General features: G+C 50.1%; 21 protein-coding genes and 2 tRNA genes. 3 read left to right on the top strand and 20 right to left on the bottom strand.

The annotated features are described in order from the left end of the window. Positions 1 to 15: 15 nt before the first annotated feature. The 8 genes from DW915_RS06240 to tadA all read right to left on the bottom strand — a co-directional run bounded on the left by DW915_RS06240 (position 16) and on the right by tadA (position 8,631). The gene (locus DW915_RS06240) at positions 16 to 2,088 is read right to left on the bottom strand and encodes a hybrid sensor histidine kinase/response regulator (RefSeq protein ID WP_118741791.1); all 2,073 of its coding nucleotides are present in this window, start codon (positions 2,086 to 2,088) and stop codon (positions 16 to 18) included. A 330-nt stretch (positions 2,089 to 2,418) separates the two neighbouring features. Beyond that, positions 2,419 to 3,087 carry a hypothetical protein gene (locus tag DW915_RS06235; protein ID WP_118741790.1) on the bottom strand — a complete coding sequence of 223 codons (669 nt, stop codon included), beginning with the start codon at positions 3,085 to 3,087 and terminating at the stop codon, positions 2,419 to 2,421. 211 nt (positions 3,088 to 3,298) lie between these two features. Beyond that, positions 3,299 to 4,084, bottom strand: coding sequence for a Cof-type HAD-IIB family hydrolase (locus DW915_RS06230; RefSeq protein ID WP_243033795.1), 786 nt, complete (start codon positions 4,082 to 4,084; stop codon positions 3,299 to 3,301). A 157-nt stretch (positions 4,085 to 4,241) separates the two neighbouring features. Next, positions 4,242 to 4,315 (bottom strand) — tRNA-Pro (locus DW915_RS06225). Positions 4,316 to 4,549: 234 nt separating this feature from the next. Beyond that, a complete protein-coding gene (locus DW915_RS06220) occupies positions 4,550 to 5,848 on the bottom strand; it encodes a PcsB-like coiled-coil domain-containing protein (protein ID WP_118741788.1) in 1,299 nt (432 codons plus the stop codon). A gap of 190 nt (positions 5,849 to 6,038) precedes the next feature. After that, positions 6,039 to 7,472 (bottom strand): RsmF rRNA methyltransferase first C-terminal domain-containing protein, encoded by a 1,434-nt coding sequence (locus DW915_RS06215; RefSeq protein ID WP_118741787.1) that lies wholly within the window; start codon positions 7,470 to 7,472, stop codon positions 6,039 to 6,041. A 172-nt stretch (positions 7,473 to 7,644) separates the two neighbouring features. Further along, positions 7,645 to 7,730, bottom strand: a tRNA-Ser gene (locus DW915_RS06210). A gap of 352 nt (positions 7,731 to 8,082) precedes the next feature. Next, positions 8,083 to 8,631 (bottom strand): tRNA adenosine(34) deaminase TadA, encoded by a 549-nt coding sequence (gene tadA / locus DW915_RS06205; RefSeq protein ID WP_117509593.1) that lies wholly within the window; start codon positions 8,629 to 8,631, stop codon positions 8,083 to 8,085. Between the two features lie 107 nt (positions 8,632 to 8,738). Here tadA and DW915_RS06200 point away from each other — a divergent pair, with 107 nt between their 5' ends. Beyond that, entirely contained in the window at positions 8,739 to 9,920 is a 1,182-nt protein-coding gene (locus tag DW915_RS06200; RefSeq protein ID WP_118741786.1) for a DUF6128 domain-containing protein, read from the top strand. Positions 9,921 to 9,928: 8 nt separating this feature from the next. On the opposite strand, the gene DW915_RS06195 is transcribed toward DW915_RS06200, so the two are convergent. The 4 genes from DW915_RS06195 to DW915_RS06180 all read right to left on the bottom strand — a co-directional run bounded on the left by DW915_RS06195 (position 9,929) and on the right by DW915_RS06180 (position 14,940). Further along, a complete protein-coding gene (locus DW915_RS06195; RefSeq protein WP_055228308.1) occupies positions 9,929 to 10,624 on the bottom strand; it encodes an anaerobic ribonucleoside-triphosphate reductase activating protein in 696 nt (231 codons plus the stop codon). Between the two features lie 102 nt (positions 10,625 to 10,726). Continuing rightward, on the bottom strand, positions 10,727 to 11,812 hold the full coding sequence (gene trpS / locus DW915_RS06190) for a tryptophan--tRNA ligase (protein ID WP_022461312.1): 1,086 nt from the start codon (positions 11,810 to 11,812) through the stop codon (positions 10,727 to 10,729). Between the two features lie 152 nt (positions 11,813 to 11,964). Then, positions 11,965 to 12,729 (bottom strand): YlmH family RNA-binding protein, encoded by a 765-nt coding sequence (locus DW915_RS06185; protein WP_118741785.1) that lies wholly within the window; start codon positions 12,727 to 12,729, stop codon positions 11,965 to 11,967. 66 nt (positions 12,730 to 12,795) lie between these two features. Continuing rightward, positions 12,796 to 14,940, bottom strand: coding sequence for a Tex family protein (locus DW915_RS06180; protein ID WP_118741784.1), 2,145 nt, complete (start codon positions 14,938 to 14,940; stop codon positions 12,796 to 12,798). A 209-nt stretch (positions 14,941 to 15,149) separates the two neighbouring features. On the opposite strand from DW915_RS06180, the gene DW915_RS06175 reads away from it, so the two are divergent. Together DW915_RS06175 and DW915_RS06170 are read left to right on the top strand one after the other, a co-directional pair. Further along, positions 15,150 to 15,629, top strand: coding sequence for a hypothetical protein (locus DW915_RS06175; RefSeq protein ID WP_055218430.1), 480 nt, complete (start codon positions 15,150 to 15,152; stop codon positions 15,627 to 15,629). A 19-nt stretch (positions 15,630 to 15,648) separates the two neighbouring features. Beyond that, the gene (locus DW915_RS06170) at positions 15,649 to 16,467 is read left to right on the top strand and encodes a DUF975 family protein (protein WP_118641119.1); all 819 of its coding nucleotides are present in this window, start codon (positions 15,649 to 15,651) and stop codon (positions 16,465 to 16,467) included. An 89-nt stretch (positions 16,468 to 16,556) separates the two neighbouring features. On the opposite strand, the gene DW915_RS06165 is transcribed toward DW915_RS06170, so the two are convergent. The 8 genes from DW915_RS06165 to hpf all read right to left on the bottom strand — a co-directional run bounded on the left by DW915_RS06165 (position 16,557) and on the right by hpf (position 26,304). Further along, on the bottom strand, positions 16,557 to 17,774 hold the full coding sequence (locus tag DW915_RS06165; RefSeq protein ID WP_055228305.1) for a homoserine dehydrogenase: 1,218 nt from the start codon (positions 17,772 to 17,774) through the stop codon (positions 16,557 to 16,559). A gap of 30 nt (positions 17,775 to 17,804) precedes the next feature. Continuing rightward, positions 17,805 to 18,251, bottom strand: coding sequence for an ACT domain-containing protein (locus tag DW915_RS06160; protein ID WP_022461318.1), 447 nt, complete (start codon positions 18,249 to 18,251; stop codon positions 17,805 to 17,807). A gap of 92 nt (positions 18,252 to 18,343) precedes the next feature. Beyond that, positions 18,344 to 19,195 carry a TPM domain-containing protein gene (locus DW915_RS06155; RefSeq protein ID WP_055228304.1) on the bottom strand — a complete coding sequence of 284 codons (852 nt, stop codon included), beginning with the start codon at positions 19,193 to 19,195 and terminating at the stop codon, positions 18,344 to 18,346. After that, positions 19,192 to 20,301, bottom strand: coding sequence for a TFIIB-type zinc ribbon-containing protein (locus DW915_RS06150; RefSeq protein WP_118741783.1), 1,110 nt, complete (start codon positions 20,299 to 20,301; stop codon positions 19,192 to 19,194). Before DW915_RS06150 ends, DW915_RS06155 begins: the two co-directional genes overlap by 4 nt. Positions 20,302 to 20,357: 56 nt before the next feature. Beyond that, positions 20,358 to 21,611 carry an SPFH domain-containing protein gene (locus DW915_RS06145; RefSeq protein WP_055228302.1) on the bottom strand — a complete coding sequence of 418 codons (1,254 nt, stop codon included), beginning with the start codon at positions 21,609 to 21,611 and terminating at the stop codon, positions 20,358 to 20,360. A gap of 111 nt (positions 21,612 to 21,722) precedes the next feature. Next, positions 21,723 to 22,830, bottom strand: a protein-coding gene (gene prfB / locus DW915_RS06140; protein WP_117509617.1) for a peptide chain release factor 2 whose coding sequence is annotated in 2 segments (ribosomal slippage) — positions 21,723 to 22,778 and positions 22,780 to 22,830 — 1,107 coding nt in all. Because the reading frame shifts where the segments join, the coding sequence is not laid out codon by codon here. A gap of 141 nt (positions 22,831 to 22,971) precedes the next feature. Beyond that, a complete protein-coding gene (gene secA, locus DW915_RS06135) occupies positions 22,972 to 25,542 on the bottom strand; it encodes a preprotein translocase subunit SecA (protein ID WP_118741782.1) in 2,571 nt (856 codons plus the stop codon). A gap of 234 nt (positions 25,543 to 25,776) precedes the next feature. Continuing rightward, a complete protein-coding gene (gene hpf, locus DW915_RS06130; protein ID WP_055218411.1) occupies positions 25,777 to 26,304 on the bottom strand; it encodes a ribosome hibernation-promoting factor, HPF/YfiA family in 528 nt (175 codons plus the stop codon). Positions 26,305 to 26,337: the final 33 nt, after the last annotated feature.

Here is a 26,337-nt window from a genome sequence, read left to right as displayed (position 1 = left end):
GAGAAGTTGCAACCACTACACACAATATTCACACAAAATTCTCTTTATGTTTTCAATTTTTATAGGCTTTGCCAAGTGAGCATTCATTCCTGCTTCCAGACACTTTTCTTTATCTTCTCTGAATGCATTTGCTGTCATGGCAATAATCGGGATTGTCTCAGCATCTGGATGTTTCAGTGACCGGATTGTTTTTGTCGCAGTAAGCCCATCCATTACAGGCATCATGATATCCATCAGAATTGCATCAAAATAACCTTCCGGTTTATCCTGGAACATTCTGACCGCCTGCAGTCCATCTCTTGCAACTGTCAGATTTGCACCTTCATCAGACAACAGCGTTTCCGCAATTTCTGCATTCAGTTCATTATCCTCCACCAGCAATAAGTTTAATCCGCTGATATCCATCTGTGCCGCTGTTTTCTTTACTGTATCTGGTGCAGGAGCAAGTTTAAACGGAATCCTGATAATAAAAGTTGAGCCAACTCCCTCTTTGCTTTTAACTTCGATAGTTCCACCCATCTTTTCAATCAGACCTTTTACAATCGCCATTCCCAGTCCAATTCCCTGCTGTGTACTTCTTGCATCCTCTCTTTCCTGCGAAAACGGCTCAAATATATGCTCCTGGTATTCCCTGCTCATACCAATGCCAGTATCAGTTATGGTCCACTCATATGTCGTAATTCCGTCAACAGCTTCTGTATAATCTGACACCGTTATTATCTTGCCGCCAATCCGGTTATACTTAATACAGTTTCCATAAATATTAAGAAATATCTGTCTTAAATGTACCGGACTTCCATAAATAAAAGGATATCGAAGGTCTTCCTTTTTTGCACGGAACTGCATCTGGATTCCTCTGTCTTTTGCCCGCTGTTCTATGATAGTCAGAACATCCTGACTTAATTCCTCAAAGTTGATGATTTCCTGCGTCAGAGGTACATTTCCATCTTCAATTTTGCTCATCTGAAGGATATCGTTAATAAGAGACAATAGATAGTCTGCAGCTACCTGCATTTTTCTGAAATTTTCCAGAACCAATTCCCTGTCATCAAAATGCTTCTCAGCAATCTTCAGCAATCCGATAATTCCATTCAGCGGGGTTCTCATATCGTGCGACATCCTGGAGAGAAAATCAGACTTGCTTTTATTTGCTTTCTTTTCACTTTCCAAGGCAATTGATTTGTGCATGAAGTCATTTTTATCCAGCATGAGATTCCAATGTTCAATGGTTCCGTTTTCCTTTATCACTTTCTGTCCACGATCCTCGATGTATTTGTATGTGCCGTCCTTACAGCGTATCCGGTAAATAGTAGCATAATGATCAGAATGAGTATATTGATTTAATGCATCTGCAAGTCCGACCTCCACGTCATCCGGATGAGCAAGGCCGATAATATTACCGCCAGAAGCGTCCAACAGTTCCTTTGGTGTTGCGTAACCGAGCATATTTGCAAATTGTTCTGAAACATATTTGAAAGAGTATTCCGGGTCATCATTGCTGATTTTGACGCCGCCGGGGATGGATACGGTAAATAACTCCAGCTGACTTTGCAGTTTTTTTGTCAATTCCTCGATCATAGCTGTATGCTTTTTCTCTTCATCCAGAAGCTTCGCATACTCTCTGTTTGATTTTTCCAGTGCCCGCTCTTTTTCCTCTAAGCGGTAATGTTCTGTACGGTCAAGAACATAATTGACTGCAATGACATCTCCGGTCTCTTCTTCCCGATACAGAGCCATGTGATCTTCTGCAAGCATAGGCTCAAAAGTAGCAGTCCTGGTCCAGTATCGGAACGATATATGACGTTCACCATTTGCAAAACGCTTTAACAGTCGTTCTCTGTCAAACTCGTGCAGAAAATCTTTAAGACCTTCCTCAGGTATGGTCAATGCCCATGCATCCACCAGACTCTGTAAGCTTGAATTTTCCGGCAAACCTAATTGTTCATTCAGATTATATTTTTTTCCATTAACTACCTGATACATGGAGCCACGTACGATATTCTTTGTGAGATTGATCACGCAGTATCCATCGGCAATAGCAAATACCGACTCTTCCAAAAAACGATTATTAATAATATCCTGACTCATACAACTTCTCCTCGTCAATCTTCTAGTAAGAATTATATCCTTATTTTTGTGTATCCGTCAATAAAAAAGAGTGTGGTAACTATTCAAATACTTAGTCACCCATTTCTCCACCAATTTCCATCGTGTACTTTGCTTCCATATGATATCCTGCTTTTTTCGCATATTGCATTTCTCCCTTCTGAAGTTTTCTTTTCCGTTACATGACTATAACAGAAATCAGGGAAATAGCGATTCATCAGATGTACCGAAAATACGAGGAGGAGATTGGGGATAGTTGACAATAGGGGAATATTGAGGAAAAAGAAAAGTCATGGCTTGTGCCATGACCTTTCAATTTTCATTATAAGGCTGAAACGGTACGGTCGTTCCGTCCGTTTTTGTGCTGTCCAGAACGTAACCCTCTTCTCCGGTCGCCGTGTTGTACTCCGCCTGCGGATTCTTTTTATCGCTGATTTCAAAGATATACTCATTTTCTGTCGGCTGGTCCAGTCCGGCCTGGTGTATTACGAAACCTGCACGAATCGCTGATGAGATCGGATTGTTTTCATCGCTGTCCTCAAAGCCGATATCGGAAAGATAGATGTCGGTGGATTTTCCATTACTCCGCAGGAACAGGCTGGTTTTATAATAATCGCTGTAGTCGCCTCTTCCAAACAGATTCGCCACCAGATTGGACTGGTTTTCCGTTCCGTTTGTGAAGCCGAGCACTTTCTGAAAACCTCCGCTGATCCGGTTCGTCGATACCGGATTGAGCTGGCCGGAAAAGCTGTCCAATACGGCGGCAGAACCATAAACACCATCGTAGGCATTGCTGATCTGCAGATTGATTCCTGCTCCGGCTGCCATACGTACTTTTGTCGTATGACGTCCCGTGTTGTACACATACCAGGCATATGTGGAAACAACAACCGCACCCAGCGTAAGAAGCACTCCGATCGTTCCTGCTGTAAAACGGTATCTGAGGCTTTTTTTATTTATCTGATTTTTTTCTGTTTCCATGGAACTTCTGAACGCTCACCTCCTGGTATCATTACAAATATGCACAAAAATTCATTTTTATATTACCACGAAATTTTTTACTTTGCAATGCACATACCTTTTCAGACGCTGCTTTTCTTGTTTCCTTTTTCAGAAAATTGCAACCAAAGGGGCACACCTGAAAATTTCTTTTCAAATGCGCCCCTTCGCTTTCTTTTCTTCTGTTTTTCTGTCAGATCAATCCGTAATGCTCCATCGCCTTTGCCACGCCGTCCCGCTCGACGGTATCGGTTACGTACTCTGTGTACGGATCCAGAATCTCATCATGTTTTCCAAGCGCAATGGTGTGTGCGCCGCACCGGAACATGGTAAGGTCGTTGCTGCTGTCGCCAAATACGTATGCATCTTCTTTCTCCAGCTGAAACTGTTTCAGCGCATAGTCCACAGCTGTTCCTTTGCTGCAGCCGTGCGGAACGATCTCGTATACACCGCCGCGGCGATCCATGATATCAAACTCCTGCTCAAATTCACGGTACATACGTTCTATATCAGACTGTGCATCGGTTACGATACAAAATTTATCGTAAATGATTCCTTTTGTCTCCGCTGTCTCTGCGAGTCCGATTCCGACAGCAGCGAAATAGGCACGGGTCTGCTCGACCTCCCGAAAACGGGATACCTCCGACGAAAAATAAACATTATCCGTTCCCTCCAGAATCATGCCGATCCTGCACTCCTTTAAAATAACCGGGATTTCCTCACAGCGCTTTTTCGGAATCGTCTGATGCATCAGGATTTCGCCGTCCCGGCGCAGATAGGTCCCGCAGCCGCACAGAAATCCGGAAAATGGAAGCTTTTTCAGCTCCTCGGGCAGCTCCGACCAGGTGCGGCCGGTATTAATAAACGTAAGATTTCCTTTTTCCGCTGTCTTTTTCAATGCATCGAGCGCGCTCTTCGGAATTTCTTTTGTAATCTCACTCAGTAACGTTCCATCAATATCAAAAAATAATGCTTTCACAAAAATTTCCTCCTCGTGTACTCTTTTCCTATCGGTCTGAAAAATTCGTGACTAAATTCGTGACCAGATATTTTTCCCTGTTTTCCTGTTCTCTTTCTGACATACGAAAAAATGCCGAAGCTCTTGATTGTCAAGGCTTTCGGCATTTTCATTCCAGTCGAAGCGACGGGATTCGAACCCACGACCTCTGCGTCCCGAACGCAGCGCTCTACCAAACTGAGCCACGCTTCGATTTTTTGTTTTCTGAACTCTCGTCCGTCAACAATAGCTATTATATATGATGTCTATAGGAATGTCAACACCTTTTTTGAAATTTTTTTAATTTTTTTTATTATTGCTTCAAAAGGTACATTTTACACGGGTTTGCGGCCTTTTTGGTGTTCTTTTAGAATGACAGTTTCTGAGAAAGTCAAAAAAAGAGATATGCCGGAAGTTCTGTTCCGGCATATCTCTTATCTTTGTTTCTCAGCTCAGCTGATATACATCTGCATACTGCACGCCGAAGCTCAGCGCCTCGGAATGGCTGCTGCAGAAGATGTCTACGTGGCCGTAAGCGGTTCCGCGGTCTTCTACCGTGTAAACCTGGCCGTTGATCATCAGTTTCGTTCCGAATGGTACACCGCCCATGGCGATCGTTCTTCCTGCGGTCGGTGTGGTTCCGCTCGCGGTGGATCCGCCGGACCACTGTCCGGTACAGATGGAACAGGAGCAATAGCCTGTCAGTTTAAATCTTCCAAGGTATGTTCCGCTGGAGGAGCTGCTGGAAGTATCTGACGCGGATGGACTCTCCGTTGTCGTGGAGGATGCGCTGCTGTCCGAAGAACTGCTTCCGGAGCTGCTGCTTGTATCGGTATCTGCTTTCGCTGCGGCATTTGCTGCTTCTGCGGCTGCGACTCTTGCGGCCTCTGCCTCGGCTGCCTGTTTTCTGGCGGCCTCTGCCTCAGCTTCTGCGGCAGCCTGCTGTGCGGCGGCGGCGGCTGCTTCCTCTTCTGCTTTCTTCTGCGCTGCAATCTCCTCTTCTTTCGCCTGACGGATCAGGTCGTTGATTGCATCTGCTTTGCTGTTGATTTCATCTACCAGTGTACTCTCGCTGGATTTTGCATCGTCCAGCTCTGCTGAGTAGGTACGGAGTTCCTGATAAGCTGCTGCGTACAGCTCCTGGATGGCTTCCTGCTGATCGCTGCTCTGCTGCTGCAGTTCTACGATCGCTGCCTGCTCTTCCTGCACCTGTGTTTCTTTTTCTTTTACCTGGTTTACCGTGTCCTCATACTCCTGCATAAGATCGCGGTCGAAATCGGAAATTTTCTGTATGTATTCTGCCCGGCTGATCAGCTCTGAAATGCTTTTGGAAGAAAAGAGCATTGCCATGTATCCGTTTCCGGAGGAATTTTCATACATATACTGGATACGGAGCTTCATCGCCTCGTACTGCTCTTCTTCTTTTGCTTTTGCATCTTCCAGATCTGCCTGAATCTGTACCAGTTCGTTCTGCTTCGCATCATACTGATCCTGAAGCTCCTGCAGACGGTTCTGCAGATCGTCCAGCTGCTGGTTCAGTTCGGAAAGATATTCTTCTGATTGTCCCTTTTTGGAATTGAGTTCGTCAATCCTGCTCTGTATGCTGTCAAGCTGAGACTGTGCGGCAGCCTGTTCTGCCTGAGCATTTGAAATTTTCTCCTTTGTACTGGCACCATAGCATGGCAGAACGGTTGCTGCCGTAAGCACTGTGGCCAAAACCAGGCTGAATAATTTCTTTTTTTTCATGTCGTACACCTCATACTTATTACGTTCTGTTGCTGATTGTCACTCCAAGTTACTGCGGAAAATGGGCCTTTTTTCCCGCCGTACTTTGCCATTATAACACAAGTATGTCTGAAATGAAAGTCTTTTTTAATTTCTGTTAATAACTTTGTAATATTTCGACGTTTTTCCTGCAAAAACTGGCATGATTTTTCTACTTTCTCCATCCAACAGGGTACTTATTTTTCAAGGTTCCATTGACCAGTTTGCCCCATCCAAGGCCGAATCCATCGACGCAGACCAGCTTCCAGCCCGACGGCGATGCGGTCTCTCCCGGCTCTACGGAAATTGTCTCACCGTGGAGATATTTTTCGGTACGCTCGTCATCTGCCTTTAAATTCATGTAATCTTTGAACTTGTCCGCGGCGAGTGTCACGGCAAACGGCTGTGACGGCTCGAAACGGTCTTTTTTCAGTTCACCGAGATACAGACCGTTCCGCAGGAAATGAAGATTCCGCACGCCATCCGGCAGGGACGGGGAATGGTATACTTTTCCGGCGCGGACTTCCAGTTCCTCCACCGGGATCGGTGCTGTCATCCGGGACAGGAAATCGGAAAGGATCTGTTTTTCTGCTTTCGACGGACCCGGTGCTTCCGTTCCGCGGTCTTTTTTCCGGTTTTTCTGTTTTTTGTTTTTCTTTTCGATCGGCTTTTCTTCTGTCTCATAAGGAATGGCTTCGCCTTTTTTGCGGAACAAGGCAAGGTAATGGCCCTCGCCGTTCATTTTATGCGGCCAGATGCGCACGGTCTTTTCGATCTCCGGATCGCCGTTTCCCCAGACTGGATTGCCTTTTGAAAAACCTTCGTAGCCTTCCATCTCGATCAGTTCCATTTCCGGAAAGTTTTCCAGAAGGAAAGAAACGGTTCCCTCGTCCTCCTGCGGGGAGAAGGTACACGTCGAATACATCATGAGGCCGCCCGGACGCAGCATTTTGACAGCATTCGAGGTGATCTCGCGCTGCAGATCCGCAAAGAAATCCGGCCGCTCCGGGGTCCAGGTGCCGATGACTGCCTCGTCTTTCCGGAACATGCCCTCGCCGGAGCACGGTGCATCCACGAGGATTTTATCGAAGAAGCCCGGGAAGACGTCTGCAAGGCCTGCCGGTGTCTCATTGGTGACAAGCACGTTTTCGCTTCCGAACAGCTCCAGATTGCGCAGCAGTGCTTTGGCGCGGGCGTTGCTGATGTCATTGGCGACGAGAAGGCCGGTTCCTTTCAGGCGCGCATTCAGCTCGGTTGCCTTGCCGCCCGGTGCGGCGCAGAGATCGAGCACACGCTCACCCGGTTCGATCGGGAGGCGGGACGCCGGGGTCATGGCGCTTGGCTCCTGCAGATAGAAGACGCCTGCCGCATACAGCGGAGACTGGCCCATGCGCATGCCGTCCGGCACGAAATAGCCGTTTGGAATCCACGGAATTTTCTTCCACGTTCCCGGAACAAGCGGCGGGAAATCTTCGGTCCGGCATTTTTTTGTATTCACACGCAGCCCGGCTGTGCGGGGTGCGTCGTAGGAAGTTAAAAATGCATCAAATTCATCGCCCAGCATTTCCTGCATGCGGGTCAGAAATTCCTGTGGTAACTGCGCCATGTATTGTCTCTCCTTTTTATTTTGCTTTGTTGTGCATCGGTCCCTTTTCGTGAACTGGCGATGCTTTTTCTGTCTTTGTTTCTTTTGTTTTTCATCTGTTTCATAATTTCTCACAGAAAAAGAGACAGCTTTTTCGATTTTTCAATCTTTTTGCTGTCTCTTTTTTGCATAGCGGAGAAGAAGGGATTTGAACCCTTGCGCCGTTTCCGACCTACTGGTGTTCGAAGCCAGACCCTTCAGCCTCTTGGGTACTTCTCCGTATTTTGTCAAATACATCGTATATTATAGTGCTTTTTCTACGATTCGTCAATGATTTTTTCATTGGTTTCCGATGGAAATACGGGGATTGTATTTTTTACGGAAATTTTTCGGGAAATGCGGGGGAGAGCTTGGCTTTTGGGAGTGTGTTATTTATGATGAAATTAGTTAGGAAATGGAGGTAAATGTCATGAAACATACATATGAAAAGCCCGTAATTACTGTGGATGCAGGGATGGCAGAAGGGGTTTATGCGGCGAGCGGTGCTCCAACAACTCAAATTCGAAAGTGCAGCTTACTCAAACAAATAATCTTCCTCAGGCAGCATCCCATCCCGATGTTGCCTCTTCTTTTATTCTTTCCCTTCTTCCGCCCTCTTCCTCTCTTCTTTTTTCTTCTTTTTCACCACCCGCAGTCTCCGGAAAAACGCACTCAGCATCTCCGAGCACTCTTCTTTCAGCACGCCGCGCTCGACCTTCACCTGATGGTTAAACTCGTGCATTTCCAGCATATTTAAGATCGATCCCGCGCAGCCCGCCTTCGGGTTCATGCTGCCGATGACGACTTCGCTGACTCTCGCCTGTACGATCGCACCGGCGCACATCTGGCACGGTTCCAGAGTGACATACAACGTACAGCCCTCCAGCCGCCAGTCGCCGAGCTTTTTGCTGGCTTTCCGGATCGCATTCAGTTCCGCGTGGGACAGCGTGTTTTTATCCGTATTTCTGCGGTTATAGCCCCGCGCAATCACCTTTCCCTCGTACACAATCACACAGCCGATCGGCACTTCCATTAGCTTTTCCGCTTTCTTCGCCTGCGTAATCGCCTGGCGCATGAAGCGTTCCCGTTCTTTCCGGTGCGCTTTTTCCTCCGGCGTTTCCAGCTTTGTTTCTTCTTCCATTGTGCACTTCCTTTCTTCTCTGCGTATATTTTCTGTCCTTCCCGCATATCGTGAACTGTAGCGCAGTATCTTTTTCTACTCTTTTTACTTCTATGCAGGAGGTTTTTATGTCTGATTACCGGCGTTTCATTGCCTATCTATACGAATACCCGAACAACCGCAAGGGCGGATGCTGCGGCTTTGTCCGTGTGGAGTCGCAGAACGGCTTCTGCCGCATGGACTTCCAGATCAAATCGCCGTCTCTTCCGCCGGAGACCTCGGTCACAGTCTACGGTTTTATCCGTCGGTCAGGGCGGATGTACGGCATTCCGCTCGGGAATCTCCTCGCGGGTCGCTCCTCCACAAGCGGAAAGCTCTTCACGCACTCCGATGCCATTGGGCAGACGGATGTCACGCTCGACGAGCTTGGCGGTCTTATCCTGCTCTGCCGCCAGACCGGCGTCATCGCCACCCAGTGGGACGATCTTCCGATTCAGCCGGAGTTTTTCGCTCCCACGCTCCCGCAGGAGCCCAAAACACCCGCAGACAATGGTGCCAGACCGACCGAAGAGAAAACTGCCGAAACACCCGAACCTCTGGATCCCGCCGTACCTGCGCAGTCCCTGCCATCATCAGACGCTTCAAAAGCACAGTTCGATGAACTTTCCACAGAATTCAGCAGCAATTCCGAACTTTATCCACAAAATTCCAACCCGGAATCCACCGTCTCCACAGAATCCACATCAACTGACACGGTAAACACCGTTCCTGCAGACAGGATCACGCAATCATCCGCCGACACACTCCATCCCGCATCCGCGGAATCTGTGAAAACCGCAGAAAGCTATCCCTCTGCCAACCCGGAACCGCCGCAGCCCATCCCGGATTCTGCCGCCCAGCCGCTACATATGACTTCCGCCGATTTTCCCGCCGCAGCAGCCGTGCCGCCGTCCCGCGCTGCTCTCTATCTCCAGCTTCAGGACCAGTTCCCGGAGTTCCATCCGTTCCCAGATGATGATCTGACCGACTGCCTGCGCCTCTCACTCGACGATCTTCCACAGCTCCGCGCCGCCGGTCTTTCGGTGGATGCGAACCGCTTCGTCCTCCATGGCTCCTCGTCCTATCGCCATCTGCTCCTCGCCCGGAACCGCGACCAGCAGGAACTCTGGTATTTCGGTGTCCCCGGCGTCTACACGCCGAATGAGCAGTTCATGGCAAGCCTCTTCGGCTTTTTCCACTTCAAGCAGGCGATGCGCCCCTCCGAGCTCGCGCCCGATGCCCGCTTCGGCTACTGGTACCGCACGCTTTAAAGCGTTTTTTAATCCACGCCGCGGATCTCCACCGTCTCAATCTTTCCGCGCAGGATCTCGCAGAACCGCTCGAGCTGCTCCCTCGCATACCCCGAGAACCTCGGATCAATCACATAATCCGATTCCCGGTAATTCTGCAGGAAGTACCGTTTTGCCCCGGAAAGCCACTTTCCGATCGCTTCGATCTCTTCCCTTCCATGCAGCTCCTTGCAGAGCGTTGTCCGGAACTCATAGTCCACCACGCCGCTCTTTAAAAACTCGACCGACTCATTGATCCGCATCACATCGATCTTTTTCACGCCCGCCGTCTCGCCGTACCGGGACGGCGCGTTTTTGATGTCCATGGCGACGTAGTCGATTTTCTTCTCTTCCACCAGCTTTTTCAAAATCTCCGGCCGGTATCCATTCGTATCGAGCTTCACAAGATATCCCAGTTCCTTAATTTTCGTCACGAACCGCTCCAGATCCGGATCCAGCGTCGGCTCACCGCCCGTCACGCAGACGCCGTCCAGCACGCCGCGCCGCTTTTCGAGCACTGCAAAAATCTCCTCCTCCGGAATCACCGGCTCCCATTCGGGATGCTGCACGAGATTTCCGTTCTGGCAGAACGGGCAGCGGAAATTACATCCGCCCGAAAACAATGTGCACGCCACCTTGCCCGGGTAATCCAGCAGCGTCAGCTTTTGAAATCCATGTATGACCATATGCTATCCTCTCCGACCGCAGGACTCCGAACTTTCGTCCGCCCTGCAACAGAAAAAGCGGAACCATAATGTCCGCTTTTTCCATTCATCTTCTATTGGTAATTATTTGCCGTAACGCTCTGCCTGGGAACGGATCAGGTCCAGATCATCAAAATAGTTGATTTTCATGGCTGCTTTGACATCCGCCAGTGTCTGAGCGGCAACTTTTTCTGCCTCTTCGCTGCCTTTTTTCAGCATCTCGTAGATCGCCGGAATGTCTTTTTCCAGCTCTTTTCTGCGGTTACGGATCGGCTCTAAGGTCTCCTGCAGTACATTGTTCAGGAACTTCTTCACTTTGACATCGCCAAGGCCGCCTCTCTGGTAATGTGCTTTCAACTCGTCGAGATTTGCATAATCCGGCAGATAGCGCTCGAAGTGCTCCGGCTGGCAGAATGCATCGAGATAGGTAAATACGGTATTTCCCTCGATCTTGCCCGGGTCGGTGATCTTGATATGATCCGGGTCGGTGTACATGCTCATGACTTTTTTCTTGATCTCATCCGGCTCCTCGGACAGGTAAATGCAGTTTCCAAGCGATTTACTCATCTTCGCTTTTCCATCGATACCCGGCAGACGTCTGCAGGAATCATTCTCCGGCAGCATAATCTTCGGCTGCACAAGTGCCTCGCCATAAACTGTATTGAATTTGTGGACGATCTCCTGTGTCTGCTCGATCATCGGCATCTGATCCTCTCCAACCGGAACGGTCGTTGCCTTGAATGCAGTGATGTCGGCTGCCTGGCTGATCGGGTAGGTGAAGAATCCAACCGGGATGCTCGCCTCAAAGTTTCTCATCTGGATCTCCGATTTTACGGTTGGATTTCTCTGCAGTCTGGAAACCGTAACGAGATTCATATAATAGAAAGAAAGCTCGCACAGTTCCGGAATCTGAGACTGGATAAAGATGGTGCTCTTTTCCGGATCAAGTCCGCAGGAAAGGTAATCCAGTGCTACCTCCAGAATGTTCTGGCGCACCTTCTCCGGGTTGTCCGCATTGTCGGTCAGCGCCTGTGCGTCTGCAATCATGATGTAAATTTTATCGAATTCACCGGAGTTCTGCAGCTCCACGCGGCGGCGCAGTGAACCAACGTAATGTCCTACATGCAGCTTGCCGGTCGGTCGGTCGCCGGTCAGTATAATTTTTCCCATTTTTTCTTCCTGCCTTCCTGATACGTAATCTTCGCAGTCCGCTTCCGTCTGAAAATTCTCAGCCCTGCGGACCTTCTACATACCCTCTATAATACCGTCTTTTTACAAACACTGTCAATGGTCTTTTCCTGTAAAATCCCTCAAAATATCTATTATGAGACAAATCGTTCAACAGCCACGTACAGCCTTCCCTTTTTCGTCTGATTCTGCACGCCAGCATAGCGGAATTTTCCCATATGGCGCACGGTCACGAAATCGTCCTCTTTTAATGACGCGCTCGGCGACGTCACCAGTTTTCCATTAATAAACACCTGGCCGCCCTCGATCAGCGGCACCATTTTGCTCCGCGAACTGCTGAACGCCAGCGACAGCACCGCATCGAGCCGCACGGAAGCGACGGAGCCTTCTTTCCGCTCGGTTTTCGGCTCCGTCAGCTCCTCCGGCAGTCCCGCCTCGACTTCACAGTACACGCTCGTATGGCGCACTTTTTTCAGCTCCGCACAGATGTAGTCCGCCATATCCGCCATACAGATCAGATACGCCTGGTTTCCATCGATCAGAATGTCTCCCAGCTTATACCGCTCCACGCCGAGATTCATCAGTGATCCTAAGAAATCACGGTGTGACAGCGCATCCGCAAATTTTTCATTCAGCGGGCTGATGCGCACGACTGCGATCGGAAGCATCGACGCATCACCGTCCTCTGCATAGGATGGCAGAAACAGCGCCGCTTTCCGCTCTGCCGCCTCGTATCCGCCGGACAGCACATAACGCACGCCCGGGATTTTATTTACCGTGCGGTAGAACAGATCCTGCTCCGCCAGCGTCAGAAACTCCGTGTGTGACGGAACATCCCTGTGATAACACTGCTCTGCCAGATCCTGAATCCGTCCGACCAGCACTTCTTCCTCATTCATGGTAATCCCCCTTTGATACACCGCGGGCTGCCCCTGTTTTCTTTCGGGCAGCCCACATATCACACTTTATTTATCCAGCAGCATCGACAGTCCGATCCGCTTCTTCGCCAGATCAAGGCTGATGACCTTCACTTCCACGATATCGCCGACGCTCACAGCCTCCAGCGGATGCTTGATGAAGCGTTTCGTCATCTGGGAAATGTGGACGAGTCCGTCCTGATGCACGCCGATATCGACGAATGCACCGAAGTCAATGACGTTGCGCACGGTTCCCTTTAAGATCATGCCGACCTTCAGATCCTTCATATCGAGCACGTCGGTGCGCAGGATCGGGCGCGGCATCTCGTCACGCGGGTCACGGCCAGGCTTCTGCAGCTCTTTGATGATATCGCGCAGCGTAATCTCGCCGACACCGATCTCCTCTGCCATCTTCTTGTAATCTTTGATGAAGAACGCCGTCGGTCCCTCGCTGATCTGCTCTGTCTTCATATTTAACTTTGCAAACAGCTTCTCGACTGCCTCGTAGCTCTCCGGATGAACGCTTGTGCCGTCCAGCGGATTTTTGCCGCCGGTGATGCGCATAAAGCCCGCGCACTGCTCAAACGCCTTCGGTCCGAGTTTTGCCACTTTCAGGAGCTCTTTTCTGCTCTCGAAACGGCCGTTCTCCTCGCGGTATGCTACGATGTTTTTTGCAATCACCTTGCTGACACCGGAAATGTATTCCAGCAGCGACGCGGATGCCGTGTTCAGATCGACACCGACTTTATTCACGCAGTCCTCAACGACACCGCCGAGCGCCTCGCCGAGCTTCTTCTGGTTCATATCGTGCTGATACTGGCCGACACCGATGGATTTCGGATCGATTTTGACAAGCTCTGCCAGCGGATCCTGCACACGGCGTGCGATGGAAGCGGCGCTTCGCTGTCCGACATCAAAGTTCGGGAATTCCTCGGTTGCCAGCTTGCTTGCAGAGTAAACGGATGCTCCTGCCTCGTTTGTGATCACATACGCAACCTTCTCCGGGATCTCTTTTAAGATCTCGACGATGATCTGCTCGGACTCACGGCTTGCAGTTCCGTTTCCGACAGAGATCAGGGTGACACCGTATTTGTGGATCAGATCTTTTACAGTGGCTTTCGCTGCCGCAATCTTCTTCTCGTTCGTCGGCGCGGTCGGATAAACCACGGTGGTATCGAGCACTTTTCCAGTCGCATCGACAACAGCCAGCTTGCATCCCGTACGGAACGCCGGGTCCCATCCAAGGACAACCTGGCCTGTGATCGGCGGCTGCATCAGAAGCTGCTCAAGGTTCTTTCCAAAGACCTTGATCGCACCGTCCTCTGCCTTTTCGGTGAGCTGATTTCTGACCTCACGCTCGATGGCCGGAGCGATCAGACGGTTGTAGGCATCCTCGATGGTCGCCTGCAGAACCGGCTTTGTCTGCGGATTCTCTTTGGTGATGATTTTTTTCTCGAGATAACGCAGGATTTCTTCCGTCGGCGCCTCAATTTTGACGTTCAGGAATTTTTCTTTCTCACCGCGGTTCAGCGCCAGCACACGGTGTCCGGCAATTTTCGATACCGGCTCGGAAAACTCATAGTAATTCTCGTAAACGGACTCTGCTTTCTCATCCTTTGCTGTCGAGACGATCAGGCCCTTCGCCTCGGTTCTGCGGCGGATCTCCATACGGTAATCGGCCTCATCGGAAATGCTCTCGGCGATGATGTCGCAGGCACCAGCAATGGCGTCTTTTGCCGTTTTGACTTCCTTTTCTTCTGAAACAAAAGCCTCTGCCTCTTTTTCGAGCGGCTCTTTTGTCATCTGCAGAAGAATGATATTCGCCAGCGGCTCCAGTCCTTTTTCTTTTGCGATCGTCGCACGCGTCCGGCGTTTCGGGCGGTACGGGCGGTATAAATCCTCTACAACCACGAGAGTTGCGGCCTCTTCGATGGATTTTTTCAGTTCTGCGGTCAGCTTGCCCTGCTCCTCGATGCTCGCCAGGACAACGGCCTTGCGGTCATTTAAACTGCGCAGGTACATCAAACGGTCGTACAGATTTCGCAGTATCTCATCGTTTAAGGAACCTGTTGCTTCTTTTCGATATCGTGAAATAAAAGGGATCGTGTTTCCCTCGTCAATCAGTTTCACTGCAGCTTCTACCTGCCACGGTTTGACGTTCAGCTCGGCTGCCAATACCTGATTCATATCCATAGGTAAATTCCTCCTGTTGTCTCTTCCAAAACACGCTGTTCCTTCTCTGTTTTTCCCGCATAAAAAGCGGGACCCTTGGCGGAACAGCCACTCTATTACCTTATCAATAGGTCTTGTTTTTGTCAACCTTACATGATAAAATCTTTACTATAGCTTTTTTGACAGACTGCGTGTGAAACCGCGCTTTTTTGCAGAAGAAAGGACATTTTATGACACCAGAAAATTACGATCCAAACACCAATGAGTCCGGAGATTCCTATCAGTCCTCCCATCCGTACGGCGTGCCTGAGGGCCAGCGTCCCGGACCGTATCAGCATTACCAGCAGCAGCCTCCCGTACAGCCGCCGCGCAGGACGGGTTCGCAGGCCCTTGCGGCCGCTTCGATGGTCATGGCGATCTGCTCCTTTTTGTTCATGCTCAACATGGGTTCCCTGTTTTTCGGCTCGCTCGGCGTGATCTTCGCCCTTTTAAGCCGCGGCGCAGGACGCATGAGCGGCACGGCAAAAGCCGGTCTGGCGGGCTGTACCATCGGCATAATTGTCGGTATCTGCATGTATGCTTCTTTCCTGCTTTTCAACATGGTCAGCGGCGGCAGCACCAACCTGCTCGAGCGGTATTACAATCAGTACATGCAGGAATACCAGATGACACCGGATAACGGAACAACCACCGACGGAAATACCATCTAAGTACCAGAAAGGATTTTTCATGAACGGACAAAAACAGAAATTTTCAGAACTGAAAAAGCAGGCCCGTGAGGCCATGGCAGGCCGATGCGGCACGCTGGTGGGCGCAACCGCGATCAACCTGTTTCTCACCTTCTCCTGCTCCCTCATCCCGACGCTGATTTTTTCAGGCACAACGCTGTACGATATCATTTTCCTGAATCTGACGCTGTTCCTGTTTTCCCTGCTCCTCAGCCTCTTCCAGGCAGGCTACTTAAAAATCTGCCTCTCGACGCTGCGCGGGGAACCGATTTCCGTCGGTGATATGCTCTACGCTTTCTATCACCACCCGGACCAGTACGTGCTGATGTTCCTTATCATCAACGGCATCAGCTCTGTGATCGCCCTGATTTCCAGCATTCCGGGCTTCCAGTATCTTTCCTCCCCGAGTGCGGAACTGACGCTTGGAACTGCACTTTCCATTGACGCCGAGCTTTCTTCGCTCATGAATGTTTACGTTTATAAGCTGATCGGCTCTCTCGTTTCCACGCTGGTGCTGGTTCCGTTTTCCCTTTCCACCTTCGTGATGAACGACGCTCCCGGCATCGGCCCGATCCAGGCGATCCGTCAGAGCTTTGTGCTGATGAAAAAGAATTTCTTCCGCTACATTCTGCTGCTCCTCAGCTTTTTAGGACTTGAGATCCTCGCATCCTGCTCCTGCGCCATCGGCTTCTTATGGGTGATGCCGTATATGCAGATCACGATGGCTGCGTTCTATCAGGAACGGAAAGATATCCTGTATCCGGCATCGGAACCGGTGGGATATGATACGGATTCCTTTGGATCCGGCACAGATCTTTAAAAATAAATCTTAAGATAACTAAAAAGACGTTTCACACCCCTTGCTTTACGGCTGTGAAACGTCTTTTTAGTTATGTCTATTTCGAGATCTTAAATTCTCGCGCGGATTCTGCTCTGGATTCCGTCGAGTTTCTCTGCTTTTTCTCTGTACTCCTGCTCTGTGATTTCGCCTGTGATGAATGCGAACTCCTCGGACAGACTTGGAACTGCTACGATTTCTACTTTTCCGAACAGCTCCTCAATCTCACTCTGGCGCTCTGCGGCGTGGCCGGATACGCGGACGAAGAAGCGGCTCTTCACATCATCGATCTGCAGCAGGTTCAGTTTCTCCTCGCTCCAGCTCATCATGATGTTTCTGCCTTTGTTCTTTGCGCAGTCTACAACATCGGCAACAACGGCACTTGCGGTCGGGAGTTTTCCTGCTCCGCTTCCGTAGAACATGGCATCACCCAGTACATTTCCGTGGATGAAGATGGCGTTGAAGACACCGTTTACGCTGTACAGCGGGTTTTTCGCGTCAATCATCACCGGGCTTACCATAGCGTAATACTGATCACCCACCTTGCGGCTTGTTGCGAGCAGTTTGATTGCGGTTCCCATCGAGGTCGCATATTTGATATCCTCTGCGGTGATCTTTGTGATTCCCTCGGTGTAAACCTCTTCGTAATTGACTTCTTTTCCATAAGCAAGAGAAGAAAGAATCGCAATTTTACGGCACGCATCGTAGCCTTCTACATCTGCTTCCGGGTTGCGCTCTGCGTAGCCGAGGCGCTGTGCCTCTTTTAATACATCCGCGAAATCGGAACCGTCGCTTGCCATTTTGCTTAAGATATAGTTCGTGGTACCATTTAAGATACCAGTTACTTCATCGATCTCATCTGCAGTCAGGGAGGAGTTTAACGGACGGATGATCGGGATACCGCCGCCGCAGCTTGCCTCAAACAGATAGTTTGCGCCGTGCTCTTTTGCAATTGCAAGAAGCTCGGTACCGTGTCTTGCCACCAGTTCTTTGTTGGATGTGCAGACGCTCTTTCCAGCCTCCAGCGCACGTTTTGTGAAGGTGTAAGCCGGCTCAACGCCGCCCATGACCTCGACAACAATATCAACCTCCGGATCGTTTGCGATCACTTCGTAATCATGTACCAGCACTTTTTCCACTGGATCTCCCGGGAAATCTCTTAAATCCAGAACGTATTTGATATTAATCTCGTTCTCTGCTCTCTTGTTGATGCTGTCATGGTTCGTGTTGATGACTTCTACCACGCCGGAACCAACGGTGCCATATCCTAATACTGCAATCTGAATCATCTCTTTTGTCCCTCTCTTGCTTTTTCTTTTTCAGGACTCCTGTCCTAAGATTTTAAAATAATGAACTCCCTGTCTGGACTCAATCTCGTTGATCATCTCCGAGGCGTCTCCCCGGTCTTCCGCGATATCCACACTGATCGTCAGCGACGCCACGCCGTTTAACGGAATCGTCTGATGAATGGTCAGAATGTTTCCGTGAAACTCGGCGATAATCTTCAGCACATCGGAAAGCAGTCCCGGCTCATCGTCCATCTGCAGAATAAACGTAATCGTTTTTCCTTTTGCATTGTCATGAAAAGGAAGAATATCATCTTTGTATTTATAGAAAGAGCTTCTGCTGATTCCCGCTTTTTCCGTTGCCTGCTGCACGGTAAGCTCCTGCATATCCATCAACCGTTTGGCCTCGATGACCTTCAAAAGGACCTCCGGAACCGCCTTTTCTTTGATTACATAATACTTTGTTTTCTCTTCTCTCATGGCAATCCTCTGTTTCTATGTTCTTTCCAGGAAATACATTTGTTTTCACAGGAAAGATCGTACCATATTCCGGCACAATGCGCAAGGACTTTTTAGAATCCGATACTTCCGCCGCCGTGGCTGTTTCCGCTGGCGGATGTGTGAACGTGGCTTCCGCCGCCACCGCCTCCTCCGCCGCCGGAACCGCCTCCTCCGTGGTTTCCGTCGTCCCTCGGGATCTTGTGCATCGACACATGGCGGTCAATCAGTGCATCCCTGCGGTCTCTGATTTTTACGCGTTTCAGATCCGCATAGCCCTTTGCACCGCGGTTTTTCTTTCGTCTGTAACTCTTCCAGATTCCAAAATAAACACAAAATCCTGTCACAGCAGCTAAAAGGACAGCAATCATTGCCTCGGTACTGTTGATTTTACGGTAATGAATGATCGAGCCGTCTTCTGTAATCAGGTAGTCCGCCTCGGAAACACCGCGGTCGAAGCACTCCTGCGTTATCGTAATCATTTTTGCAAACGTCCCCGCATAGTCGCCCTCTTTTGCATAGCTCTGCGCTGCCTGCAGAATGTCATCGATTTCCGCGTCCGACATATAATACTGCATAATGCCCGACGTTGAAATCACAATCTGGCGCTGTCCCATGTCAATGAGGAAGCAGACGCCGTTCGGCTCCTTCGGATACTTTTTATCATAGAAATCATCCGCAATCGCCTGGCAGTCCTCGGAGCCGCTGCTGTACTCGGTCAGGATCACCATATGAATGTCCGTATTACTCTCAAACTCCGCACAGGAACGCTCGAGATCCTGCTCCTCCTCATCCGAAAGAAGCGATGCGTTGTCGTAGACATACTGGGTGTCCGCTTTTACGGTATTCACAGAAAAAATCCCGCACAGCAGAAGGGCTGCAAAAATGCCGAGCAGATATTGTCTCGCTTTTTTCATTCTTCTCATGAGAAATACCCTCCCACCAGCATAAAGATCAGTACGAAAAGTGCACTCACAACCGACGTCAGCAGCGCTTTTTTCCGCTCAAACGGAAAATCACCGTTGATCGTGCCGGTCTGGCCGTTCATCGCGTAGTAATAAACCTTTCCGTCTTTTCCCGGATACGTCAGTGTCCAGACCGGAAACAGTACGTAACGCCAGTCCTCCCGCTTTGGAGAAAGCTTCATTTTCTCCTGTTCGAGGGAAATATACTCGTTTGCCTCGTTCCGCATTGCGCCGCGCGCCATCGTCTCCAGTTCTTTTTTCAGTTCCGGTGCGATCTGCGCCTGTTCGATATCACGTTTTTCCGCCTGAAATCCGGAAAGATAGCCCATGGAAAACGGCTGCATCTCCTCCAGACGATAGGGCTGCACGCATTCGATCAGATCGCGGTCGGCCTTGTTCAGTGCATTGCGCGACAGACCGTCCACGCGGACCTCGCCCTCCCGGCGGACATCGTAGATGCTGGTCTCTTTGTACTCCACATCACCGGTCTGCCAGACTCTCACCTTCCGGCCGCGTGCCATGTAATCCGTCTCAAAGTCTCCGCCGTAAATCCAGTACGGGAAATAGACACCCGTCATCTTCTGTACCTGGTTTTTCTCGAAAAAGTCCTTCGGAATAAAGCGTTTCTTCCGCGCAAATGACAAAAATTTCTCGATTGCCTGCTCCTTGCTGATCTTAAACGGCAGCACGAAATCCGGCATATATTCTCCCGAGAGCCGGCCGGAAAGCACCACCGGGTTGTGACAGTAGAAACAGTATGTCGCTGCCGTCGTCGCATCGGTCACAATCTCGGCGCCGCAGTTCGGGCAGGTGTAGACAACTGCTTCGCCCTGCTCTGTTTCCCCCTTTGTTTCCTCCGTACTGCTTTCCTTCTGTGCATCGGATGCTTCCTGTGCACCGGCAGCATCGTCCTCCCCGTTCAGCGCTTCCGCTGCTTTCGGGTTCGCCTTTTCGGCTTCTTCCTGTGTAAACGAGGACAGGCAGTACTCGCATTTATACTTTCCGCTTGCCGGATCGAAGGTCAGATCGCCTCCGCAGTTCGGGCATTTGTATGTAATAACCTCCATATTCTATCCCTCCTTCCCCGGAGCCGCTGTTGTATTGGATGGTTATCTGTTTTCTTTTACTGTCTTGGTTTTCCGCAGTTCGAGCAGAACTTGCCGGTATTCTCGGTCCCGCATGCGCAGACCCATTTTCCTGCCGCTTCCGGTTTCGGGCTGCCGCAGTTCGAACAAAACTTCCCGCTGTTCTCCGTTCCGCACTTGCCGCAGATCCACACCATCGGCTTTGCACTTCCGCAGTTTGAGCAGAAATTGCCGGTGTTTTCCGTTCCGCAGGAGCATTTCCATACGCCTTTTGCAGCTTCCTGCTGTGCCTTGGCTGCCGCCTGCTGCTGCATCTGCTGCTGATTCGAAGCGGACGCCGATGCAAACGAGGAACCGAAGGCATTCATGCCCATCTGAACACCCATAAAGCCGTTCATGGCTCCGTTTGGGTTGGCTGCTGCTTTCTCCATACTGCGTGCCATCGCTCCCTGTACATAGCCCTCACGGATCGATGGATCAGACATCATCGCACCTTCGTTGCGCATCTGGATCAGTTTCTGGGAAGCTTCATCGTAGGAAAGGCTTGCGATTGCCACGGACTGGATCTCCATGCCGCGCATTGCCCGCCAGCTCTCATCCATCGCATCTGCCATGTAGCGGGACAGCTCGGCGCTCTTGGATGCTGCGAACGAAATGCGGATGCCGTCGGCTGCCATCTGATTGATCGAGGACTGCAGGCCCTCTAAAAATTCGTTCATATACTGCTCGTTGATATCCTCGATCTCCACGCGGGATGCGTTTCTCGGCACAGCCTCTGCGTAGAAGCGGAGCGGATCGACGATGCGGATGGAATAGGAACCGTGTGCCCGAAGGAACAGCTCGGCATTGTAGAACTGGTCGAAATAGTTGACCGGATTTCTCGTTCCGAATTTGATTCCCTTGATTTCCTGCAGATTAATATAGAAAACTCTCTGCTCATGCGGAGTCTGGCCGCCGAATTTCAGGCGCTCAAACGTATCTTTTACTGCCGCGTCAAGCGATCCGCTGAACATCGACGGAGACGATGACTGGTCTACGGTAAAGTAGCCCGGCTCTGCGGTGTAATCAATGATCTTTCCGCCGTCTACCAGCATCATGAACTGATTGTCATAGACATGGATCACAGAACCGTTTGAAATCGTCTGGCTTCCCTTTTTATTCTGGCCTTTTCTTACCAGAATCCCCTCTGTAAATACCGTATGTTCCCCCATCTCATACGGTTCCACGGTCTCCAGCCACTGATCGGCGAGACTGCCGTGTACTGCATTGACTGCTGCTCTGATAATACCCATACTTTTACCTCCTGTTTGCCTTTGGCTTCAAAACAGAAAGGAGCATTTCCGTCCTCTGTTGGTGAAAATGCTCCTTATTTTACTTGTCACTGTGCTCTGCCCACAGCCGAATTATGCTTCTTCCTCTTTCGCTCCGGTTCCGAGGGCAATCCACTTCAGATATGCGTTGATAAACAGATCAATTCCGCCGTCCATGACTGCATCGACGTTTCCGGTCTCTGCGTTGGTACGGTGGTCTTTGACCATGGTGTATGGCTGCATAACGTAAGAACGGATCTGGTTGCCCCAGCCGATCTCGGTTACTTCGCCGCGGATGTCGCTCAGCTTATCTGCCTGCTCCTGGAGTTTCAGCATATACAATTTTGCTTTCAGCATCTGCATTGCCTTGTCCTTGTTCTGGAACTGGGAACGCTCATTCTGGCACGTAACCACGATGCCGGTCGGCATATGCGTGATTCGGATCGCCGATGACGTCTTGTTGATGTGCTGTCCGCCGGCACCGCTGGAACGGTACGTATCGATACGGATATCCTCATCACGAACCTCAACATCGATCTCTTTGTCGATATCCGGCATAACATCGCACGATACGAACGATGTCTGGCGTTTTCCTGCCGCGTTGAACGGAGAAATACGGACGAGACGGTGAACGCCTTTTTCGGATTTCAGATAACCGTAAGCGTTTTCGCCGTTGACCTGGAATGTCACGGACTTCACACCGGCCTCATCACCGTCCAGAAAGTCGAGTTCCTCGATCGTAAAGCCTTTGCGTTCTGCCCATCTGGTGTACATACGGTACAGCATGCCGCACCAGTCGCACGCCTCGGTTCCGCCTGCACCTGCGTTCAGTTTGATGATCGCATTGTCCTTGTCAAATTCGCCGGACAGCAGGGTTTTGATGCGGATGGCATCGAAGGATGCCTTGAACTCTTCCATCATTTCCGCGATTTCCGGAACAACGGAATCGTCATCCTCCTCCTGTCCCATCTCGATCAGAGTTTCCATATCTTCTTTGGCGGATACCAGTTTCTGATACGTATCTCTGTCCTCTTTCATGCTGCTCAGCTGTTTCATCTGCTCCTGCGCTTCTTCGGGGTTGTCCCAGAAATTGGGTTCCTCCATTTTACGCTCTAATTCTTCGATCCTCTGCTCTTTGTTAGCGAGGTCAAAGTGAATCCCTCACTTCCACTAATGGTTTATCGTATGTGCCAAGTTCCATTTTGAACTGGTCTAATTCAACTACCACAAGCTTCACCTGCTTTCTGTTTTATATTTTGTATGACACGCAGCTTCTGGTAGGGAAGCTGCGTGCTTTGTCAAACGGATCGTGCTCATCCGTCTCACTGCTGTTCTGCTTTTATCAAACCGGTTTTCTTCCGCAGCACTGTTTGTACTTCTTGCCGCTTCCGCACGGGCATGGATCGTTTGGATAGATCTTACGCTCTGCGCGCTGTACCGGTTTTCTCGGGCCGGACTCGTCTTTGTTGGTTCCGGTCACTTTGGCTACCTGCTCACGTTCTACTTTCTGCTCAACACGTACATGGAACAGGAGACGGACGGTATCCTGCTGGATGGACTCGAGCATTTCGTTAAACATGTCGTAAGCTGCCATCTTGTACTCAACCTTCGGGTCTCTCTGGCCGTATGCCTGCAGGCCGATACCCTCGCGGAGCTGATCCATATCATCGATATGATCCATCCACTTCTGGTCGATAACCTTCAGAAGAACGACACGCTCAAGCTCACGAATCTGCTCCTCCTCCGGGAATTCTGCTTCTTTCTCCTCGTAGAGTTTAACAGCTTCCTCTTTTAACTGCTGTTTCAGCTCGTTTTTGGAAATCTTCTCTACGCGCTCTTTTGTCACTGCCTTCACCGGCATGACGGAGAGCAGCATCTCATTTAACTCGGTCAGATCCCACTCGGACTGCTCGGTGTTCTCGCCGATGCAGAGATCCACAGTATTGTCGATGGTGTCGGCAATCATCTTGAAGATGGTGTCTCTCATGCTCTCGCCGTCCAGAACGCGGCGTCTCTCTTTGTAGATGATCTCACGCTGCTCGTTGTTGACCTGGTCATAGTCGAGCAGGTTTTTACGGATTCCGTAGTTGTTGCCCTCGATCTTCTTCTGCGCTTTTTCGATGGCGGAAGAAAGCATCTTGTGCTCGATCTGCTCATTTTCCGGTACACCGAGGGATTTGAAAATGCCCATCAGTTTTTCGGAACCGAAGAGTCTCATCAGATCGTCTTCCAGGGAAATGTAGAAACGGGACTCACCCGGGTCTCCCTGACGGCCGGAACGACCGCGGAGCTGATTGTCGATACGGCGGGACTCATGACGCTCGGTGCCGATGATCTTTAAGCCGCCGGCAGCTTTTGCCACATCATCCAGCTTGATATCGGTACCACGGCCGGCCATGTTGGTCGCGATGGTAACGGCTCCTGCCTCGCCGGCATGGGCTACGATTTCTGCCTCGAGCTCATGGAACTTCGCATTTAAGACCTGATGCGGAATTCCCTCGCGGCGAAGCATTTTGCTGATCAGCTCAGAAGTCTCAATGGTGATGGTACCAACCAGAACCGGCTGGTTCACGGCATGTGCCTCTTTGACTTCCTCTACGACTGCGTGGAATTTCTCTTTTTTCGTCATGTATACGGCATCGTCCATATCCACACGGATGACCGGGCGGTTGGTCGGGATCTCGATAACGTCCATGCCGTAGATGTCACGGAACTCCTGCTCCTCGGTGAGAGCAGTACCGGTCATGCCGGCTTTTTTCTCGTATTTGTTAAAGAAGTTCTGGAACGTGATCGTTGCCAGAGTCTTACTCTCTCTTCTTACTTTTACGTGCTCTTTTGCCTCGATTGCCTGATGCAGACCATCGGAATAACGGCGGCCCGGCATGATACGGCCGGTGAACTCATCGACGATCAGAACCTCGTCGTCTTTGACTACGTAGTCCTTGTCGCGGTGCATCAGATAATTGGCACGCAGCGCCAGGATCACGTTGTGCTGGATCTCCAGGTTCTCCGGATCGGAGAGGTTCTCGATATGGAAGAAGTTCTCGACTTTCTTCACACCGTCATCGGTCAGGGTAACGAATTTGTCCTTCTCGTTGACGATGAAGTCTCCGGTCTCCTCGATCTCCTCGCCCATGATCGCGGTCATCTTGGTCATCTCGCCGCTTGCCTCGCCGCGCTGCATCTGGTGTGCCAGAATATCTGCGGTCTCGTACAGCTTGGTGGATTTGCTGCTCTGTCCGGAAATAATCAGAGGTGTTCTTGCCTCGTCGATCAGGACGGAGTCGACCTCGTCGATGATACAGTAAGCAAGCTCTCTCTGTACGAGCTGCTCTTTGTAGATCACCATGTTGTCACGCAGGTAATCGAAACCAAGTTCGTTGTTGGTGATGTAGGTGATGTCGCATGCATACTGCTGGCGGCGCTCATCGTTCTTCATATCGTTCAGAACGACACCGACGGTCAAACCGAGGAATCTGTGGACTTTGCCCATCCACTCAGCATCTCGGTTTGCCAGGTAATCGTTGACGGTAACGATGTGGACACCGCGTCCGGTCAGTGCGTTCAGGTAAGCCGGAAGGGTGGAAACAAGGGTTTTTCCTTCACCGGTTTTCATCTCGGCGATACGGCCCTGATGAAGGATAATACCACCGATCAGCTGTACGCGATGGTGCTCCATACCGAGGGAACGTTTTGCTGCCTCGCGGACGGTTGCGAATGCTTCCGGGAGAATGGAATCCAGGGATTCGCCTCCGTTGTAGCGGTCTTTATATTCCTTTGTCTTGGCACGCAGCTCTTCATCGGTCAGCGCCTGCATGGTCGGGCGGAGAGCTTCGATTTTGTCTACGATTGGATAGATTCGTTTCAACTCGCGCTCACTGTGCGTACCAAAAAGTTTTTCTGTGAATTTCATAGAATGTTTGCTCCTGCTTTCTCTATTAATTGCCATATTAACATATGGTACTATTCTACCACTTCTGGCACAAGATAACAATGAATTTTTCGTAAACATTTGGTGCCGTTCCCCGGTTTTCCGCTGTTTTTACGGCTTTTCCCGGACTTTCCGGCCCTTTCCGCGAAAAAGTCACCCTGTTTCACAGCTTTTCTAAGCTGGAAACAGGGTGACTGTTCATTCTTTATTTACTTTTCAGCACTCCGGCTCGATCAGACCGTAGGTGTTGTTCTTTCTCTTGTAAACGACGTTTACTTCGTCGGTCTCTGCATTGCGGAATACGAAGAAGGTGTGTCCAAGAAGTTCCATCTGTACGCAGGCATCTTCCGGATACATTGGTTTCATGCCGAATTTTTTCGTACGGATGATCTGGATGTCTTCGTCCTCCAGATAGTCATGCTCCAGATATTCTTTCTGGAAGTTTCCTGCTTCCTGCTGTTTGTCGGCAATTTTGTTTTTGTATTTGCGAAGCTGGCGTTCGATGACTTCCTCTACCAGATCGATGGATACGTACATATCGTTGCTTACCTGCTCGGAACGGATGATATTTCCTTTTACCGGAATGGTAACCTCAATTTTCTGTCTTTCTTTTTCTACACTTAAGGTTACAATGACATTTGTGTCAGGCGTAAAATATTTCTCCAGTTTGCCAAGTTTTTCATTGACCGCGGCTTTTAATCCCTCTGTCACGTCAATATTTTTTCCGCTGATGGTAATTTTCATTATGCCCAACCCCTTTGCTCTCAAATTTTACAG

It is taken from the genome of Blautia sp. AM42-2 (assembly GCF_003480245.1).
GTDB lineage: Bacteria > Bacillota > Clostridia > Lachnospirales > Lachnospiraceae > Fusicatenibacter > Fusicatenibacter saccharivorans.
This window is presented reverse-complemented; position numbering and strand designations above follow the sequence as displayed.